Annotated in this window: 17 protein-coding genes; 2 read left to right on the forward strand and 15 right to left on the reverse strand. The window is 58.4% G+C overall.

What is annotated here, in order from left to right:
* Window position 1: 1 nt before the first annotated feature.
* From hpaD to hpaG, 3 genes are read right to left on the reverse strand one after another with little or no spacing between them, the layout of a single operon-like run.
* Window positions 2–853 carry a 3,4-dihydroxyphenylacetate 2,3-dioxygenase gene (hpaD, locus tag ACEPLT_RS02890; protein ID WP_014830538.1) on the reverse strand — a complete coding sequence of 284 codons (852 nt, stop codon included), beginning with the start codon at window positions 851–853 and terminating at the stop codon, window positions 2–4.
* 2 nt (window positions 854–855) lie between these two features.
* The gene (hpaE, locus tag ACEPLT_RS02895; RefSeq protein ID WP_032655003.1) at window positions 856–2322 is read right to left on the reverse strand and encodes a 5-carboxymethyl-2-hydroxymuconate semialdehyde dehydrogenase; all 1467 of its coding nucleotides are present in this window, start codon (window positions 2320–2322) and stop codon (window positions 856–858) included.
* Window positions 2319–3596, reverse strand: coding sequence for a 4-hydroxyphenylacetate degradation bifunctional isomerase/decarboxylase (gene hpaG / locus ACEPLT_RS02900; RefSeq protein WP_032655000.1), 1278 nt, complete (start codon window positions 3594–3596; stop codon window positions 2319–2321). The genes hpaE and hpaG overlap by 4 nt, the downstream gene beginning before the upstream one ends.
* Window positions 3597–3866: 270 nt before the next feature.
* On the opposite strand from hpaG, the gene hpaR reads away from it, so the two are divergent.
* Together hpaR and tsr are read left to right on the forward strand one after the other, a co-directional pair.
* A complete protein-coding gene (hpaR, locus tag ACEPLT_RS02905) occupies window positions 3867–4307 on the forward strand; it encodes a homoprotocatechuate degradation operon regulator HpaR (RefSeq protein WP_032654998.1) in 441 nt (146 codons plus the stop codon).
* 83 nt (window positions 4308–4390) lie between these two features.
* Entirely contained in the window at window positions 4391–6055 is a 1665-nt protein-coding gene (gene tsr, locus ACEPLT_RS02910) for a methyl-accepting chemotaxis protein (RefSeq protein ID WP_232928516.1), read from the forward strand.
* Window positions 6056–6147: 92 nt separating this feature from the next.
* Here tsr and ACEPLT_RS02915 read toward each other — a convergent pair whose 3' ends face one another.
* The 12 genes from ACEPLT_RS02915 to dnaT form a co-directional block, all read right to left on the reverse strand.
* The gene (locus ACEPLT_RS02915) at window positions 6148–6654 is read right to left on the reverse strand and encodes a GNAT family N-acetyltransferase (protein WP_232928514.1); all 507 of its coding nucleotides are present in this window, start codon (window positions 6652–6654) and stop codon (window positions 6148–6150) included.
* A gap of 29 nt (window positions 6655–6683) precedes the next feature.
* Window positions 6684–7157, reverse strand: a complete 474-nt coding sequence (locus ACEPLT_RS02920) for a hypothetical protein (RefSeq protein WP_063453606.1) — start codon at window positions 7155–7157, stop codon at window positions 6684–6686.
* Window positions 7158–7159: 2 nt separating this feature from the next.
* Window positions 7160–7900 (reverse strand): winged helix-turn-helix domain-containing protein, encoded by a 741-nt coding sequence (locus ACEPLT_RS02925; protein WP_008502102.1) that lies wholly within the window; start codon window positions 7898–7900, stop codon window positions 7160–7162.
* A gap of 126 nt (window positions 7901–8026) precedes the next feature.
* Window positions 8027–8983 carry a Csu type fimbrial protein gene (locus ACEPLT_RS02930; RefSeq protein ID WP_025912122.1) on the reverse strand — a complete coding sequence of 319 codons (957 nt, stop codon included), beginning with the start codon at window positions 8981–8983 and terminating at the stop codon, window positions 8027–8029.
* Entirely contained in the window at window positions 8974–11262 is a 2289-nt protein-coding gene (locus ACEPLT_RS02935; protein WP_232928512.1) for a fimbria/pilus outer membrane usher protein, read from the reverse strand. Before ACEPLT_RS02935 ends, ACEPLT_RS02930 begins: the two co-directional genes overlap by 10 nt.
* Window positions 11183–11959: a fimbrial biogenesis chaperone gene (locus tag ACEPLT_RS02940; RefSeq protein ID WP_032654985.1), complete on the reverse strand. Its 777-nt coding sequence runs from the start codon at window positions 11957–11959 to the stop codon at window positions 11183–11185. Before ACEPLT_RS02940 ends, ACEPLT_RS02935 begins: the two co-directional genes overlap by 80 nt.
* Before the next feature lie 2 nt (window positions 11960–11961).
* The gene (locus tag ACEPLT_RS02945) at window positions 11962–12456 is read right to left on the reverse strand and encodes a Csu type fimbrial protein (protein ID WP_023293340.1); all 495 of its coding nucleotides are present in this window, start codon (window positions 12454–12456) and stop codon (window positions 11962–11964) included.
* A 178-nt stretch (window positions 12457–12634) separates the two neighbouring features.
* Window positions 12635–13273 carry an EAL domain-containing protein gene (locus tag ACEPLT_RS02950; protein WP_021240598.1) on the reverse strand — a complete coding sequence of 213 codons (639 nt, stop codon included), beginning with the start codon at window positions 13271–13273 and terminating at the stop codon, window positions 12635–12637.
* Between the two features lie 180 nt (window positions 13274–13453).
* Window positions 13454–15745, reverse strand: a complete 2292-nt coding sequence (opgB, locus tag ACEPLT_RS02955; RefSeq protein ID WP_232928510.1) for a phosphatidylglycerol--membrane-oligosaccharide glycerophosphotransferase — start codon at window positions 15743–15745, stop codon at window positions 13454–13456.
* A 270-nt stretch (window positions 15746–16015) separates the two neighbouring features.
* Window positions 16016–16498, reverse strand: coding sequence for a DUF2501 domain-containing protein (locus tag ACEPLT_RS02960; protein ID WP_021240596.1), 483 nt, complete (start codon window positions 16496–16498; stop codon window positions 16016–16018).
* An 83-nt stretch (window positions 16499–16581) separates the two neighbouring features.
* Window positions 16582–17319 (reverse strand): DNA replication protein DnaC, encoded by a 738-nt coding sequence (gene dnaC, locus ACEPLT_RS02965; protein WP_008502094.1) that lies wholly within the window; start codon window positions 17317–17319, stop codon window positions 16582–16584.
* Window positions 17316–17861 (reverse strand): primosomal protein DnaT, encoded by a 546-nt coding sequence (gene dnaT, locus ACEPLT_RS02970; protein WP_021240595.1) that lies wholly within the window; start codon window positions 17859–17861, stop codon window positions 17316–17318. Before dnaT ends, dnaC begins: the two co-directional genes overlap by 4 nt.
* Between the last annotated feature and the right edge of the window lie 137 nt (window positions 17862–17998).

Consider the following 17998-nt stretch of genomic DNA (forward strand, 5'->3'; position numbering starts at 1 on the left):
CTTATGCGGGCAGCGGGAAAACGGCGTTGACCTGGCCGGTGCCGGAGCTGGCGAACAGCTCGGTGAGAAACTCCACCTTGCCGTCGTATTTGTCCCAGCCGAGCATGCCCAGCAGCATCACCGTGTCGTGCATGTTGCCCTCGCCGTAGCAGTAGTCGGCGTACTCCGGCAGCATGCTGCAAAACTCCTTAAACTGGCCCTCGCGCCACAGCTTCACCACGCGCTCGTCCATCTGGCGGTCGAACTCACGGGTGTAGCTGTTCATCCCTTCTTCCGCGCGCTGGTCGTCGATAAAGCGGTGCGACAGCGAGCCGCTGGCGAGCACCGCCACGGTGCCGTCGTATTTTTCAATGGCGCTGACGATGGCCTCGCCCAGCCTGCGGCTGTCGGCGAAGTCGTGAACCGTGCAGAACGCCGAAATAGAGACCACTTTGAAGTGCTTATCCGCGTTCATGTAGCGCATCGGCACCAGCGTGCCGTACTCGAGCTTCAGGCTTGGAATGTTGTGCGCTTTGGCGCGCACACCAAGCTTCACCGCCTCGTCGGCAATCAGCTGGCCGAGTTCCGGGTTGCCGTCGTAGTCGTAAGTCATGTCGCGAATAAAGTGCGGCAGCTCGTTGCTGGTGTAGACGCCCGAAAAATGGTCCGCACAGTTGATGTGGTAGGCGCTGTTCACCAGCCAGTGGGTGTCGAAGACGATAATGGTATCGACGCCCAGCTCCCGGCAGCGCTTGCTGATCTCTTTGTGTCCGTCGATGGCGCCCTGGCGGCAGCCGTGGTTTTTGCCCGGCAGTTCGGAGAGATACATCGACGGCACGTGGGTGATTTTTGCCGCTAACGCTAATTTGCCCATTTTCAGATCCCCCACTTTGGAATCGGATGGTCGCCCATGGAGATGCAGACGTTCTTCATCTCCGCGAATACCTCGAAGCTGTACTCGCCGCCCTCGCGGCCGGTGCCGGAGGCCTTCACGCCGCCAAACGGCTGGCGCAGGTCGCGCACGTTCTGGGTGTTGACGAACACCATGCCCGCTTCAATGTTGCGCGCCAGGCGCAGCACTTTGCTGACGTCCTGGGTCCAGATGTATGACGCCAGGCCGTACTCCACGTCGTTGGCCAGGCGCAGCCCTTCCGCTTCGTCCTTGAACGGCAGCAGGCAGGCCACCGGCCCGAAGATCTCCTCCTGCGCCACGCGCATGCGGTTGTCGACGTCCGCCAGCACGGTCGGACGCAGGAAGTTGCCGCCCTTCAGGTGCGCAGGCAGATCGGTCGGTTTGTCCGGGCCGCCCGTCAGCAGGGTTGCGCCTTCCTCGATGCCGAGGCGGATATAGCCGGAGACTTTCTCCCAGTGCTGCTGGCTAATCAGCGCGCCAATCTGGGTGTTCGGATCGGTCGGGTCGCCCACGCGCAGGCGGCTGGCGCGCTCGGCAAAGCGCTTGACGAATTCCGGGTAGATGCTCTGCTGGATAAAGATGCGCGAGCCCGCGGTGCAGCGCTCGCCGTTGATGGAGAAGATGGTGAACAGGGCGGCGTCCAGCGCGCGCTCGATATCCGCGTCTTCAAAAATCAGTACCGGGGATTTGCCGCCCAGCTCCATGGAGTACTTCTTCAGCCCGGCGTTTTTCATGATGTTGCGCCCGGTGGCGGTGCCGCCGGTGAAGGAGACGGCGCGCACGTCGTGATGCCGCACCAGCGCATCGCCTGCCGTCGCGCCGTAGCCCTGCACCACGTTGAGCACGCCCGCCGGAATACCCGCCTCCAGGGCGAGCTCGCCCAGACGGTCGGCGGTGAGAGGGGAGAGCTCGGACATCTTCAGCACCGCGGTATTGCCTAAGGCCAGACAGGGCGCGACCTTCCAGGTGGCGGTCATAAACGGCACGTTCCACGGCGACACCAGCGCGCAGACGCCCACCGGCTGCACCAGGGTGTAGTTGAGCATCTTGTCGTCGACCGGGTAGGTCTTGCCGTTCATCTGCTGGCACACCTCGGCGAAGAATTCGAAGTTGTGCGAGGCGCGCGGAATGAGCACGTTTTTGGTCTGGTGGATCGGCAGGCCGGTGTCGGCGGTTTCCATGGCGGCGAGCTCCGGCACGTTCTGGTCGATCAGATCGCCCAGACGACGCATCAGGCGCGCGCGCTCCTTCATCGGCAGGTTGGCCCACTTCGGAAACGCCTCTTTGGCGGCGGCAACGGCCTGATGGATTTCGGCTTCGCCGCCGGAGGCCACTTCTGCCAGGACCTCGCCGGAGGCCGGGTTAGTGGTGTGGAAGTAGTCGCTGCCCGCGACGTTTTTACCGTTGATCCAATGGTTTATCTTTTTCATTTTGCCGTCTCCTCACTCACAATTCGGTTCACCAGGCGTCCCACGCCTTCCACTTCCACCACCACCTCATCGCCCGGCACCACGTCGGACAGCCCCTTCGGCGTGCCGGTGGCAATCATGTCGCCCGGCTGCAGGGTCATAAAGTCGCTCAGGTAGGCGATCAGGTACGGGATGCTGAAGATCAGATCCGCCGTGGTGCCTTCCTGGCGCAGCTCGCCGTTGACGAAGGTGCGCAGGGCGAGGTTGTGCGGGTCGGGAATGGCCTCTTTTGGCACGATGTTGGGGGAAATGGGGGTCAGCCCGTCGCGGCTTTTCACCCGCAGGTTCGGGCGGTAGTAGTTTTCCAGGTAGTCGCGGATGGCGTAGTCGTTGCAGACCGTGTAGCCCGTAACATAGTCCATCGCCTCGGCTTCGCTCACCTTGCGGGCGGTTTTGCCGATGACCACCACCAGCTCCGCTTCATAGTGCATGTACTCGACGTTGTTCGGGCGCACCGAGGTCTGGTTGTCGCCGTTGAAGGTGTTCGGCGCTTTGATAAAGACCAGCGGCTCGGTGGGCGGCTTGAAGTCCAGCTCGCTGGCGTGATCGGCATAGTTCAGGCCGAGGGCAAACAGCGTGGCGTGCGGCGGCGTGCTGTGCGCAATAGTGACGTCGCGCTCGTCCACCACCGGGTTTTCCAGCGGCGGAAACCCTTCTGCCAGAATACGCACGCGATCGCCCGGGCGGATCTCAACGCGGCTGTGCGGGGTACCGAGCAGGATCGCATCGCCGGGATTAAGGGTGGCGAACTCGCTCAGGGCGCTCAGCAGTTCGGCAGCGTTACGCTGCAGATCGGCGGTATTCCAGTGGTCCGCTTCGCGGCCGTTGATCTCCGTGATGATGGTCAGGCTATCCACGTTATCAACGGCGACCGGTTCGCCGAGCGGGCAGAATCCGTCCCGGCATTTGGCCTTGATGGCCGGGCGGTAGAAGCTCTCTTCCGGCAGGCTCACCTCGTTGGCCAGCGCATATCCGGCGATGTACGCCGCGGCGTCCTCCACGCGCACCTTGCTGGCGGTTTTACCGACCACCAGCGCTACCGTGGCGCCGCTCAGCACCGTTTCCCCCTGCGGGTACGGAATGGGGTCGCCCGCGCGAATCACGGTGTTATGCGGTTTGATAAACCACACCGCCGTTTTCGGCGGCGTGTTGTAGGGGGCTTTTTCAAACGCCTCTCGCCAGGCTTCGCGCTGGCTCTGATGGTTGAGGGCGACGGCAAAGACGGTACCTTTCATTCACATACTCCTCAGGCCGGAGGTCCGGTTTGGATTTCATTAATATATTAATGATCTGGTTTTATGCTTTTGCTGATTATTTCGCAATCAGAAGTGAAAGATTTGTGATACGAATAACAATAAATTTACATGTTGGTGTTTATTGATATTAAAATCAGAGAGTTAATAAACTTAATGGGTTTCTGTTAGACTTTTTGACGGAAAACGTGTTGTTTATAAAAGCATCTTTTATGAATTGTTTACGTGTTAATGATGTGAAGGGGAGAGGCTATGCATGATTCATTAACCATCGCGCTGCTGCAGGCGCGGGAAGCGGCGATGTCCTACTTCCGACCGATTGTGAAGCGCCATAACCTGACCGAGCAGCAGTGGCGCATTGTGCGCGTGCTGGCTGAACATCCGTCGATGGATTTTCACGATCTGGCGTTTCGCACCTGTATTTTGCGCCCGAGCCTGACCGGCATTCTGACGCGAATGGAGCGCGACGGCCTGGTGCTGCGCTTAAAGCCGCTGAACGACCAGCGCAAGCTGTACGTCTCGCTGACCAAAGAGGGCAATGCGCTGTATGAGCACGCCCAGGCGCAGGTGGAGGAGGCGTATCAGCAGATTGAGGCGGAATTTACGCCGGAGAAGATGAAACAGCTGACGGCGCTGCTGGAAGAGTTTATTGAACTCGGAAACCGACATAACGCAGCGCGGGAAGAAGAGTAAAAACCACAAATTTCAGGATGAATTTCGTAAAGTTTTCCCTTTCCAGGCCGAAAATTCTGTATCTGTCTGAGGAAAGAGAAAACATGTTAAACCGTATCAAGATTGTCACCAGCTTAATGCTGGTTTTAGCGATATTTGGCCTTTTACAACTCACATCCGGTGGTCTTTTCTTTAATGCTCTGAAGAATGACAAAGAGAATTTCACCGTCCTGCAAACCATTCGCCAGCAACAGTCCACGCTGAACGGCAGCTGGGTAGCGTTGCTGCAAACCCGTAATACCCTGAACCGTGCGGGTATCCGCTACATGATGGATCAGAGCAATATCGGCAGCGGCGCGACCGTTAACGATTTGATGCAAATTGCCTCTGCGTCTCTGAAACAGGCGGAAAAAAACTGGGCTGCCTACGAAGCCCTGCCGCGCGATCCGCGTCAAAGCGATGCGGATGCCATGGAGATCAAGCGTAACTATGATATTTACCACGGCGCGCTGGCGGAGCTGATTCAGCTGCTGGGCGCGGGCAAAATCAACGCCTTCTTCGACCAGCCGACCCAGAGCTACCAGGACGGTTTTGAGAAGCAGTACGTGAGCTATCTGCAGCAGAACGACAAGCTGTACCAAACGGCGGTTGAAGACAGCAACAGCTCCTACAGCCAGGCTATCTGGGTGCTGATCAGCGTCCTGATTGCCGTGCTGGTGGTGATCGTGGCCGTCTGGCTCAACATCAAGCAGACGCTGATCTCTCCGCTGAATCGTCTGATCGACAACATTCGCCATATCGCCAGCGGCGACCTGGTGAAGCGTATTGAAGTTCAGGGCACCAACGAGATGGGTGAACTGGCCGACTCGCTGCGTCATATGCAGGGCGAGCTGGTGCGTACCGTCGGCGACGTGCGTAACGGCGCGAATGCGATCTACAGCGGCGCGAGTGAAATCGCGATGGGCAATAACGACCTCTCCTCCCGTACTGAACAGCAGGCCGCTTCCCTGGAAGAGACCGCTGCCAGCATGGAGCAGCTGACGGCGACCGTTAAGCAGAACGCCGAAAACGCTCGTCAGGCAAGCCACCTTGCGCTGAGCGCCTCTGAAACCGCGCAGAAAGGCGGCAAAGTGGTGGATAACGTGGTGCAGACCATGCGCGATATCGCGGGCAGTTCGCAGAAAATTGCCGACATTATCAGCGTGATCGACGGCATTGCTTTCCAGACCAACATTCTGGCACTGAACGCGGCGGTAGAAGCGGCGCGTGCGGGCGAGCAGGGCCGTGGTTTCGCGGTGGTGGCAGGTGAAGTGCGTAACCTGGCCCAGCGCAGCGCCCAGGCGGCACGCGAGATCAAGAGCCTGATTGAAGACTCCGTGGGTCGCGTGGAAGTGGGTTCAACGCTGGTCGAGAGCGCCGGTGAAACCATGGGTGAGATCGTGAACGCGGTTACCCGCGTAACGGACATCATGGGTGAAATCGCCTCTGCGTCTGACGAGCAGAGCCGCGGTATCGACCAGGTGGGCCTGGCGGTGGCAGAGATGGATCGCGTGACCCAGCAGAACGCCTCGCTGGTGGAAGAGTCTGCCGCAGCGGCAGCCGCACTGGAAGAACAGGCAAGCCGTCTGACCCAGGCCGTGGCGGTGTTCCGCATTCAGCAGGAGCAGATGAAAGCGCGTGAGTTCGCTTCTGCGAAAACCGTTGCAGCACCGGCGATGGCGCGTAAAACGGTTACCGCTGATGCAGGTGATAACTGGGAAACGTTCTAACGCCGTATGTTGTGCCGGGTGGCGGCTGCGCCTTACCCGGCCTACGGTTTGTGGTTTTGTAGGCCCGGTAAGCGCAGCGCCACCGGGCGATATTACAGAGGCAGGCGCATGGCGCAGCGCGTTTCATACGCGAAACCGTGCGCCGTCTCTTCTTCCCTTTTCCGACGCAGTTCAGGCGTCAGGGTCGTCATTTTTTCAAACCCCAGCCGCGCATAGAACGGCGCATTCCACGGTACGTCCCTGAACGTCGTCAGCGTCAGCGCGGTCAGCCCCCTTTTACGGGCGCAATCTGCCACGCGGGCGATGAGCTGCCTGCCGATCCCTTTTCCCTGCCAGTCCAGATCAACCGAGAGTTCGACAATAAACAGTGAAGACGGATGGGCTTCGGCAAGGATAAACCCGACGGGCTGGTCGTTTGCCAGCGCCAGCCAGCTTAACCCGCGTTCGACATAGTCGAGGTGTTGCTCAGCGGAAATGACCTCGCCGTCGGCAAGCCAGGCGAGTGCCGGGAAGTCACGGAAGCGCCCGGCCGCCGCGCGTTCAATGGCGGGCAGGGCGGCAATGTCGTTGAGGGTGGTGGGGCGAATGCGAAGAGTCATGGCGGCAAGTATAGCCTGACCCGTCGACATTATTCCGAGCAGATCAGCACCGGCGAATAGAAATTGCTGATCACCAGCGCGTCTTCCGGCGTGCGCTCGATCGTCAGAAGCCTTTTATTGCCCAGCGTCAGGCCGGCAACGTATTTTTCAAAGACCCCGGGCGGCATGGCGTCATGGCTAAAACGCTCCACTTTTTGAATAGCGATCTCATACAGTTCGCCCTCCACGTGACGCCATTTAAACATCTCCTGGCGAGAAACCTCCCAGCTGCGTGGGGCATTTACCACGCTGCCGTTAACCGTGATGTACCCGGTTTTGTCGGGATGAAAACGCATAATGATCTCACCGTCAAAGGTGAAATCGTGGTTGTCGCGCCGGTCGGAAAAGGTCAGGTTTCCGTCGCAGGCCACCGACAGCGGGGGCGTGTGAAAGTACCACGCCAGCACGGCGCCCAGCAGCAGCAGGTTGAGGATCAGGGTTAGCCAAACTTTTTTGTGTCTCATCATCACCACTCGTAATAGTAAAGCGTACGACAGGCGCTGGCTTTACCCTGCGTGAGGGAACATTGGGAGAGCACCAGCCGCCCTTCGTGGCCGTAGAAAAGCGTTCTCTGAATGTGCATGTAGAAAATTGAATTTTTCAGGCACGGAAGATGGCCGTCCTTCTGAAGCGTTTGCGCCAGCGCTATTGCCTTCCCGTGAAATACGTCCGCCAGCGGCGTAAAGGTGTAGACCGGGCAGGTGCCGATATGCGTCAGCAGATGGATCTCCCTTTGTGAATTTTCTGGCTTGATCAGCACGATCCAGAGGCATAGCGCAACGACGACCAGCGTGAGCGCGCCGCAGAACAGCCATTCAGGGCGAACGCGCCATGCAGGTTTCGCCGTTTCGGCGGTCGGTGGAGCCTCCTCCAGCGGAGTGACCGTAACGTCCGCGCTGAGCATAAAGCCCGTTTTCGGTACGGTAACGATAAGCAGCGCGTCGGGAAGCAGGGCCGCCAGCATCTTGCGCAGAATGCTGATGTACTGGTTTAAGGAGTTGTTAGACCCCTGAAGCCCTCGCCGATCCCAGACTTCCTGGAGAAAGGTTTCCCGTTCAACCACGTTCCCATGATGCTGAACCAGCAGCTTCATGATGGTATTGGCCGTACAGGTGAGGAGCTGCGCATCCTCATCCGGCGCATTGATAAGAGAAACAGAACCGTCCTCGTCGTTATAGACGATGGCGTCAGCAAGCAGGTATTTCATAAGTTGTTGTAATAAAAACAGAGATAAAAAATAAAAAGAGAAGGTCTACGCCTTCCGGGCTGCATTGCTGGCTATTTTAACGCCACTGTTACCGATAACATTGATCCAGACAGGATTTTGGGTGGTTTAATAAGTCAGCGTGATAATCACGTCATCAATAAATTCCCCGGTACCGGTTAGCGGCTGTGCCGGGACCTCGCCGTAAACGGTGTAGTTCTGGGTGCCGCCAGCGGGATTGGTGACCTGCAGCGCATCGCCGCTGCTTTGATCTCCCCAGCGTTGCGTGGCCGCCTCATCCTGCCAGAGCCCGTAGCGCAGGCACTGGCCCTCGTTGTTGCAGAGCTGCCGCTGATTACCGCTGGCATGGTTGCCTTTGCCCATGGCAAGGGTGAATGCGGTTCCGGCCGGACAGCGCGTGGTCAGGGTGGCGGTGGAACGCGTCGGACGCAGGGTCGCGGTGCTGGTCAGGGTGCCGAAGTTAAGGGGCGTCACGCGCTCGATGTAGCATCCCTGGCTGATTTCGGCCTGCGCGCTGGTGCCGCCCTGCACTTGCTCCCCCTCTGCGGAACCGTCCGAGCAGTTTTGCAGGGCATCCTGACGCAGGGCGCTGTGCCAGGCGATGCGCAGATTCATGTTGTAGTTGTAATAGTGGTAGGCCGGAAGCTGGCTTTGCCCTGCCGGAATGGTGGCGATAAGCGGAAAGGTACCGCTGACGTTGGCATTGCTTTGCGCGGCCAGAGTCTGCTGAATCAGGTTCCCGCTGCTGGCAGGCCCCAGCTCCTGAGAGCGTGCTGCGCCGTTCAGCAGGCGGAAGAGGAGGGTGTACTGTTTTCCCTCCTGGTCCCCCGGCGAGATCATCTCAAAGGGCGGGGCGTCTACGCTGCTCAGGCAGACGTTGAGATATTCCGTCCTGCCCTCGTTGTCGGCCTGGCAGCTAAACTTGACCTCGGTGTTGACGGAGGTGGTATTGCCCGCCACGACGTTGCCAAAGTTAATGGCGGGCATGGACGTAATCCAGCAGGCTGCCGCCATCGCCTTCACGGACAGGACGAGCAGCAATAATAACGGTGCTCTTAATGACACAGTTGTTCTCCGATATTCTGTATAGATGACCCGATGCGCGGCGCCGGAAGCGTGACCCGGCACTCCCCTTCACCGGTCTTCACCACCAGCTCACCCGGCAGGGGCGGATCTTCAAGCCAGATAAAGCCGTCGCGTCCCACGATGGTGGCACCCTGCGGCGTTGACACAACGCTGCCCAGCGGGAGCGGCCTGCGGCGGCTGTCGACCAGCTGGGCCTGAACCGTGACGGCGTGATGGACGTTAAACTCGACTTTGACCGCGCTGCTGTTGCCCGGTCTGGCATGCATGTCGGTGACGGGGGCGATCACATCGGCGGGCAGATCGAGCGGGTTAATGCTGACTTTGCTGTTGTGGTAGCGCGGCAGGTCGGTCAGCAGGAGATAACCGTCCTCATCCGTTTCACCGGCCGTGCGGTTTTCCAGCATCACCGGTACGTGCCCAATACCGTGCGTGGACACCAGCGCCATGCCCTGCTGGATGTAGCGCAGCGCGTGCAGGCTGCCGTCCAGCAGCGTCAGGCTCCCTTCGGCTGAGGCGTACTGGTTGCGCTGGCTGGCACCTTGCTGCAGCCCAACGTGCCATTCGCCCGCGCGGCCCAGATAGCCTGCGTCTGCATATCTTTCACGTCGTTCGCCAAAGCCCTGGCCCAGCTCCCATGACCAGCCGCCGGCCTCATCGTCCGGCTGGTGGCGGTAATCCATGCGTGGTTTATCCCGGCTGGCCTGAACGGAGAGCGTGTCCTCGCGACCCAATGGGACGGAAAGCAGTAGCTGAACCTGACTCGACGCATCCGTAAACGAGCGGGTATAGCTCAGCGTGGTGGAGATGTGTGCCGGCAGCGACACCGACCAGGAGGCATTGAGGTAGCGCTGCGTGCTGCCCTGAATGTTCTGCTGTACCCAGCCCGCGCCCACGGTGCCGAAGTGGGGGACGGACTGGCTTACCCAAACGCTGTCGCTGCGTCTGACGGGGGCGGCACCGCTCATGCGGGCGTTGTCGGCGAAATCCGCCTCGGTGCGGACGGTGCTGGCAGAAATGCCCGTTCCTCTGCCGTTCCACTGCCAGCCGAGGCCCCACTGAACGCCCTGACCGTAAGGGCTGTCGCTCACGGCAACGTGCTGGCTAACCACCCCCACGGCGGGAGAGACCAGCCAGTCTGCGCCCGTGCCCACGTTGTGCAGCCTGCGCTGCTGCTCCGTATGCAGCGCCAGCGTCAGGTGATTATTCACTCCATAGCGCCAGCCCGCGTCCAGCAGCGGCGAGGCGGCATAGTCGTCGGAGTGCAGGGCGTAGTTTTCCCGCATCCAGCCGATGTCCAGCGAACCGCTGCTGAGCCCTTCCGCCAGCATGCCCGGCGCGCCGTAGAGATCGAGCTGTACGGTGCGACGCTGGCCGTTGATATCGGTAATCACCACCTCCGCCTGCCCGCTTCCGGTGAAGGAGGGCAGGGTATCCAGCAGAAAGTCACCCGGCGTGACGAGCTGGCTGCTCTGCTTAAGGCCGTCGATATACAAATCGACCGTGGAAGGCAGTACGGCCGTGTCGCTGTAGCGGCTGCGCGGTTCAGTATTGAGTTGCGGATTGAGCTCAAAATTACGTGCCCAGTGCAGCCCGCCAAAGCGCACCTGTCGGCTCCAGCGGGCGCCGGTGGTGATGCTGTCGCCCAGCGCCAGCGTGGTCAGCGAGTCGGTGTTGTCCCACTGCCAGCGGGTTTCGAGACGCGTGTGGGTCGGTCGACCGGCGCTGTTTTCCTCCCCGGCATGGCTTGAGAAACTGCTGCTGAACGTTCCGGGTAATCCTCCGGATGCGGTCAGCATGGTCTGGGCGTTGAGCTGGCGCTGCCCCTGCGCATCGCTGGCGTAGAGCGCGTATCCGAGCGTATAGGCGCTGACGGGTTGCGCATCAGGGTAGCGATACATCGGCGCGGGCTTTGAGGCGGTGAGATGCTGCTGGCCCTCGAGTGCGTCTGCCTCTGCGGTAATCGACACCTGCTGGGACAGCACGTCGAGATTAACCTTCAGGCCCGGCAGGGACGTCAGCTCAACCCATTCGGCGCGATCGTCCGGGGCGTGAAGCCCCAGCTTTTTCATGTCGCTGCGGCTTATCCATAACGCATTATTCACCACCCGGCAGGCCCAGAGCTCGCCTCGCGGGGCGTGGTTTACGGTAATGGCCAGCCATTGTACGGTGTCGGCGGGTTCAGTCCGGGCTGACAGCATGAGCGGTAGCCAAAACAGGAGCGCGAGAAGCGAGCGGGCGCAGGGGTATCTGGCTGGCATGGTGGTCTTCATTGAGATAGACGCGCAGCGTGCTGAGCGCGTGACGTGAAGCGTGTTTAAGCGGCAAAAGGGCGGTTTGTCCCGGGAGCACATAGCCCGCCAGGCCTTTAATCGACCCGACAACCTGCCCATCGGCCGTCAGGGCCTCAAGGTGGCTCAGACGGATGTGGCGGTTTCCGGCATTAAAGCAGCGAAGGGTGGCCGGTATTTCAGACTGCTCACAGCTCAGGGCATCGTGGCTGACGGGCGCGCTCTGGTTCCCGGCAATAAACACCGGAATCGAGTAGCGCAGCAGGAAGTGCACCGCGGTGGGATTGGCGGCACGGGACGTAGCGTCCGGCAGTTCGTCGATGACCAGCCGGTAACTTTGCTCCTGTGCACGGATGCCGGGCTGCATGACGATAATACGCACCAGCTGCTGCTGGCCCGGCGCCAGTGATGTCATCGCCGGGCTGCTGACCACCTCCCCGGTGGCCACCAGAACATCTTTACCGTTTTTTTGCGTCCATTCGTACACCCGAATCTGCGCATGGATGGCCGCTTTCCCACTGTTAGTGAGATAGATAGCCGCTGCCCGCTGGTCGCTCTGCAGATCGAGCGTTACCGGGGCCACCTGAAGCGTGGCGGCCAGCGCGTAGCGTGACAGCAGCGCCAGCATCATGAGCCACAGAATGAAGCAGGAAAGATAGCGACGCACGATCAGTACTCCAGTTTTAACGTGATATCGTCGCTGTAGGTACCTGCCTGGGCGGTTGTCAGCGCCCCGGCGTCAATCACGCCATACAGCGTTTCTTCCTGTTCCGCACCGTTGCCGGTATCGTCCAGGCCATTCGTGCCGGTGATTTGCGTCTGTTTGCCTTCGTCAGCAAAGAGTTTCCACGCAATCTTCTGCGCGCCCGTGTCGCCGTTTTCCGGCTTCAGCCAGAAGGTTCCATTTTCGCCGTCGTTGCTGGTGGCGGTCAGAGTGAACGGCGTGCCGTTGGTGCAGACGATATCGACCTGCGTTTTGGCCTGGATTTCGCTCGACTCATCGGAGCCGTGACGCGAGAAGTTGAGGTCGTTGGCTTTGAGGGTGCACGACTTCACGACCTCAAGTGATACGTGCATCGTCGCGCTTGCGGTGCTGTCTGCGGCGATCGCAGCAGCAGGAAGCAGGAGAACGGAACAACATACAACGGTGGGAATAATTTTCATGATCTTATTTCCTGACGTGAGTAACAGTGCAATTACAAAGCGAATGACTGAGCGTCCAGCAGGCAGCGTTTTTGATGGAATGCCGCCAGGTTGTGGCAGCAACAAGTGGGGCAAGGCCATAAACAGGCATTGCCGCGCAGAACGATGACCTTATCGCCAGCATTCGGAATGAGAGGGGTCATTTTCTGCCCCACAGATAGCCCTGGCCGTAATCGGCCGCGCTGGCGCGGGCCAGCGCGAAATCACCCGCGGTTTCAATGCCTTCGATCAGCACCTTGCTGGCGACGCGCTTGCACTGGCGGGTGAGATGCAGAAACTTCGCCTGCTCGGTCCGTCCGTTCCAGAAGGTATGTTTGTCAATTTTGATGCCGCAGAAGCGGATCTGGCTGGTCAGAAGTTCGGGAAGAAGGTCTTCGCAAACATCGTCTGCCCACACTTCTATCCCCCACTGATGGAGCGTTGCGATGCATTTCCGCAGCGCCCGGCTTTGCGTATCGTCGAGTTGTACCATCGAATGGAGATCGGTGACCTCGATAGCAAGTCTCTCCGGGCAGGGTGTTTCTTCTTTGAGCCTGTCGAGGAAGTCCGTGTCCAGCAGTAAATCCGATGTCGCATTGAGGTAATACTTGTCGCCATCCTTGCAAAACATGGCGTGACGAAGCTGCGCAAAGAAGTGCGCTTTACGCTGGGTCGCGGTCATCGAGCCAAAGTAATCTTCAAGATTGACGTGGGGCTTTGCCGTGGACAATACCTCCCAGGCAATCACATTTTCACTGCGCAGTGCCCGGATGGATTCGAACTTATAGCCGGTTAGCATGATAAAAGTGCGTAACGCTCCGTGGTGATTTCAGGAGCTGCACATTTTATAGATTTGGTTTTTGACAGGATATTTATAGATAAAAATGGCTTATATAAAGTGTTTTTATCTGTTTTATAAGATTTATAAAGGATTATTTATTTTCATAAGCGCCCGGCAGAACGCCGGGCGCGACGCGCATTAACCCGCTTTGCTGATGATTTTGATTTCGACCATGCCAATTCCGATCTCGCGCGGCGAATGCCCAAGGATATTCCCCTCGTTCGTCGACTGCGGGTCCGGCGGTACAATCACCAGGGTATTGCTGCGTGAAGGATTCTCAAAATGCAGCGTTTGTGTGCTCACGTCGTTTCCAAGCGTTAACGTCTGCTCCCGATCGCCCACGCGCACGGGTACGGGCTTGTTAGCATTAGGCCCATAGGCCCTGGCGGTGATCACCAGATCAAATTGTTCCGGCAGGGGATGGGTGTACTCAATTTTCACCTCATTGCCCAACTGCGCGTTGGACCAGCGTCCCCACGACTCCGGCCGCGAGATGCCGCTAAACTGTTTCACTTCCTCCGGCGCGCCGGCCACGTTAAAGATAAAGCTGTCCGCTTTGTAGCGAATATCGTTGTCGACGATTTTCAGCATGTCGACGTTACGCTGATAGCGCGCGGTATCAATCACCGTATCTTTAAAGGCGGTTTTGCCCTTCCACTGCGCCTTATCCACGTGCTGAACGGTTTGCTCTCCGCCAAGCTGGCCCTGCGAGACGCACCAGTCGGTCGAGAGCGCCAGCGGCTGCGACCAGAGCTGGCCCATTTTGTAGCACCGGTCGACCCAGACGAAGTTATCGCGTGGCGCAAAATCGGCCAGCTGGTAGCGCAGCGGCGCGGAATACTCGCTTTCCGGCAGCGGCTCAACGCGTCCTTCCGAGACGCGCAGCAGCAGCGGCAGACGGAAGTTGCTGCCCGAGAAGGCAATGGTGTTTTTATCCCGATCGACGGTGAAGTCCTTCATCTCTTTCGGGAAGTTCCACAGGCGGATGATGTCTGGCTTCCAGGCGAGAATTTTTTCCTTCATGTTGAGGAACACTTCCGACAGGGATTGCCCCGACAGCGTGCTGCGGCCCAGGCCAATAAAGTTGTCGCCGCCCAGAATGTCCAGCACGGTGGCGCCGTTATCCATGGAGTTGCGTTTGGTGGCGATCTCCTCCTGCTGCGGCTTGTCGCCGCGCAGGACGAAGAACAGGTTGCTGCGATCCTGCTTGTTGAGCTGATCCCACGCGCTGTTTTTCATCGCCAGATGGTCAGATGAGACGACGATGACGGTATTTTTAAACCAGGGCGAGGCTTTGATTTTCTCGACCAGTGCGGCGATGTGCTCCTGACTGCAGGTGACGGCGCTGAACGATTTGTTGTTTTTGCCATCAATCTCATAGCTTTTGCGCTTACAGGTGCGCGAGACAAACCCGTCCGGATGGTGGGTATCCACCGTCAGCGCAAAGAGAGAGAAACGCTTGCCCGCGCGGGACAGCTCCTCGAATTTCTTCCAGGTTTCGTCGAGTACCGTATCGTCATAGAAGCCCCAGTCGTTGCGGTAGCTCGGATCGGCAACCGTCGTTTTTAACTCTTCTGAGCCGTACAGGTGGTCAAAACCGTGGGATTTCAGGAACACATCTTTTCCGGCGAAGCGCAGGTTTGCTCCCTGCATAAAATAGTTTTCGTAGCCGGAGTTTTTCAGGATATCGCCGAGGCAAATATTCTGCGGGAAGAAGGTCGACATGGAGGCTGAGGCGTTACCTTCAAAAGGCGCGAACAGCGGGATACCACACTGGGAGGCAACCATCCCGGCAATCGTATAATCCGTGCCGGGCAGCTGCATGGTGTGGCTGAAATCGAGACCTTCATTTTTCAGGGCGCCCAAATCTGGCGTCAGGTCCGGGAAGGCATCGTTATCAAAGTAGGTGCGCTCCAGGCTTTCACCGTAGATATAGACCAGATTGAGCGTCGGGTTGGCGATCGTTTTCGACGGCTCTTTGTAGTAAGCCGCGAAATCCGGATCGCCATCGCGCGACTGGGATTTCACCAGCTCGGTGATTTGATGGAACGCCGGGCTGGCGTCGACGGAGGCCAGCGCCAGGAATAACGCCAGCAGGCTGTAGCCATGATGGTGTGGATGATGGCGACGGCGACGCAGCACCCAGGCCAGCGTGCCAAAAATCATCACCAGCGCGACGATAAGGCCGAGCCCCGGAAGTATGTACTTACCCACACCTGCGCCCGTCAGGCTGTTCGTCAGGGTGTAGAGCACCGCATCGTTAATACCGTCACCGGTAAAGTAATCGCTGGCGTATAAGGTAATGTTTAAAATAATAAAAATGCCGAGCACCACCAGCGTGGCGATAAACCACCAGGTGTGACGGCCGGCTTTCCAGGCGTAAACGCCGACAGAAGCCAGAAAAAGGATAAGAGACAAGAATTCTGACAACAGCATATCCTCATGACGCCAGGTGCTTCGCTGGCTAACTGTTTATTTTTTGGGTGATACAATGTAATTGCGATGTCGTTAAGCTGCAATTTTAGTGTCACGAAAGTGTGCTGTTGTTAGGATTTGGTTTAGAAAATCGTTTTTATGAAGATGTGCACATCCTGACAAACGGACGCTGAGACGGTGGCAGGCAGGAAAAACGCTCATTTAGCGCCGCGCTGCAAGACTATCGCACTAAACGCGGCGTGTTGTGGCAGAAAATGGGGTGGATCAGGAGATGAAATTAACGCCTTGTTTCAGCACCAGATCGCAGGCTTTGGTTTTCACCTGTTTGGCCAGAGAAGAGTTGCCGAGGGTGCTCAGGTTAAGCTGCTGACCGTTCTGCGCGTTAAGCAGGCCCTGAATGCCGTCCATATAGTTGGTGTCCGCTTTTTGCTCCTGAGTATCCAGACCCAGTTTACCCAGCACCTGGTTTTTTACATTTTGCGCGTCGGTCACGGAGGCCAGCTTTTGCTTCGCGCAATATTCCAGAATCCCCGCCGCGTTGTTCATCGTCCCCGCGCTCAGGCTCTGGGAACTGTTGCCCAGCAGGCTGGTGAGGGAAGAGGCGGAGAGTCCGCCCTGCGTGCTGCTGCTCTCTTTGGTCAGCTCATTTGCTGCGCTTGACAGGGATTCCTGCCAGGACGCCGCCTGCGCTGCGCCGGTTACCAGCAGCGCGCCTAAAAAGGTGCTGATTAGAATCTGTTTTTTCATCATGGCTCTCTCAAAAAGGTCCGTTTTGGGCCGAAGGGGTTCCAGTATATACCTGCGACCTGTCGGCGATTCCTGGAACTGTCTTAATACTCTTTCCCGGTGACGCGGCTGCGGTAACTGTCCCAGTCGAAGATGACATAGAGACTGTTACCCAGCTTCATGCGGTCCATGACGCGTTCCCCCAGCAGGCGGGTCATCTCGTCGATGTTGTGGTTCGTCAGCATGCCGGTAGGGCGCTTGGACGAGGAGCGGCGATCGACAATCTGGTTGATGATGACTTTTTCATAGCGGGATTCCGTCTGAACGCCAATCTCATCGATGACCAGCAGGTCGACGTTACTCAGATCGTTAAGCAGCTGTTCTTCGCTGGTTTCACGGTTGCTGAAGGTGTCTTTCATCGCGGACATGATATCGGCCACGGTGATGATGAGGACCGATTTACCGCGCAGAAGCAGCTCGTTGCAGATGGCGGCAGCAAGGTGGTTTTTGCCGGTGCCCGGTTTGCCGCTAAAGATGAAGCTGGCGATATTGCCGTCGAACTCATCCACGTACTGCCGCGCGGCGGCGAGCGCGTTCATCTGCCCGGTGGTCTCAATTTTATAGTTATCGAACGAGCAGTTCTGGTGCAGGGGACGAATACCGGAACGGTTAAAGGTGCGCTGCATTTTCATCGCCCGATTTTCGCGGGCGAGCGCGGCGGCGCGGATCTTGCCTTGCTCTTTTTGCCACGCCAGCAGCTCTTCACCGGTGGTGAAAGCAGGCTTCACGTTGGCAGGCATCATTTTTTGCAGACGTTTCATCAGGTCGCCGACGTTCTTCATTTCGCACCTCGGAATCCGCTGGGGATCTGTTTATCCGGTTCTGAAAAGGCATTGATATCACGTTTTGGCTGGCCGTTGTTGCCGGCGCGGGTAATCTGAAGATGACGCGCGAGCTTTTGCTGCCACTGAATATGGGTGAACACTTTACCCTCCGCCTGCCACCAGGCGGTAAACGCGGCAAGCTCTTCCGCGGTGGCGGGTTGGGTTAACGCAATGCCCCACAGCGCGGCCTGCCGCTGAAAATCTGCATCCGGCTGCCAGCCCGCATAGAGGGCAAATTTACCCATCGGAACGGTCACGGGAACGTTAACCGGTTCATCAAAGAACTGGGTATCCAGCGTGACATCGCTTGCCGGGCGTGCCAATTGCGCTTCGATCTCCAGAAGCTGTGCCAGACGTTCCGGTGTGATTGCGTAAAACGCCGGCGCGTTGTCGGCAAAAACCGCAACCGTGCCGCCTTCGGCGTGGGTCAACACACCACGTGGGTCGCGCATAAAGGCATCAATACCAGCAATGCTGGTGGTCAGAATTCTGGAGGACATAACGCTTACTCTACTGATTACTACGGGCGTGATATGGGCTTATGGTAGCACAGAGAGGGGAAAGGAAAGGAGGGGATTTCCCCGCTGGCGCTGCGCTTACCGGGGCTACAGTCGTAGGCCGAATAAGCGCAGCGCCA

The sequence above is a fragment of the Enterobacter sp. fkY84-1 genome, from assembly GCF_052974705.1.

Coding starts and splice junctions, on each gene's coding strand:
- hpaD (WP_014830538.1), bottom strand. CDS start 853: ATGGGCAAATTAGCGTTAGCGGCAAAAATCACCCACGTGCCGTCGATG.
- hpaE (WP_032655003.1), bottom strand. CDS start 2,322: ATGAAAAAGATAAACCATTGGATCAACGGTAAAAACGTCGCGGGCAGC.
- hpaG (WP_032655000.1), bottom strand. CDS start 3,596: ATGAAAGGTACCGTCTTTGCCGTCGCCCTCAACCATCAGAGCCAGCGC.
- hpaR (WP_032654998.1), top strand. CDS start 3,867: ATGCATGATTCATTAACCATCGCGCTGCTGCAGGCGCGGGAAGCGGCG.
- tsr (WP_232928516.1), top strand. CDS start 4,391: ATGTTAAACCGTATCAAGATTGTCACCAGCTTAATGCTGGTTTTAGCG.
- ACEPLT_RS02915 (WP_232928514.1), bottom strand. CDS start 6,654: ATGACTCTTCGCATTCGCCCCACCACCCTCAACGACATTGCCGCCCTG.
- ACEPLT_RS02920 (WP_063453606.1), bottom strand. CDS start 7,157: ATGAGACACAAAAAAGTTTGGCTAACCCTGATCCTCAACCTGCTGCTG.
- ACEPLT_RS02925 (WP_008502102.1), bottom strand. CDS start 7,900: ATGAAATACCTGCTTGCTGACGCCATCGTCTATAACGACGAGGACGGT.
- ACEPLT_RS02935 (WP_232928512.1), bottom strand. CDS start 11,262: ATGCCAGCCAGATACCCCTGCGCCCGCTCGCTTCTCGCGCTCCTGTTT.
- ACEPLT_RS02945 (WP_023293340.1), bottom strand. CDS start 12,456: ATGAAAATTATTCCCACCGTTGTATGTTGTTCCGTTCTCCTGCTTCCT.
- ACEPLT_RS02950 (WP_021240598.1), bottom strand. CDS start 13,273: ATGCTAACCGGCTATAAGTTCGAATCCATCCGGGCACTGCGCAGTGAA.
- ACEPLT_RS02960 (WP_021240596.1), bottom strand. CDS start 16,498: ATGAAAAAACAGATTCTAATCAGCACCTTTTTAGGCGCGCTGCTGGTA.
- dnaC (WP_008502094.1), bottom strand. CDS start 17,319: ATGAAGAACGTCGGCGACCTGATGAAACGTCTGCAAAAAATGATGCCT.
- dnaT (WP_021240595.1), bottom strand. CDS start 17,861: ATGTCCTCCAGAATTCTGACCACCAGCATTGCTGGTATTGATGCCTTT.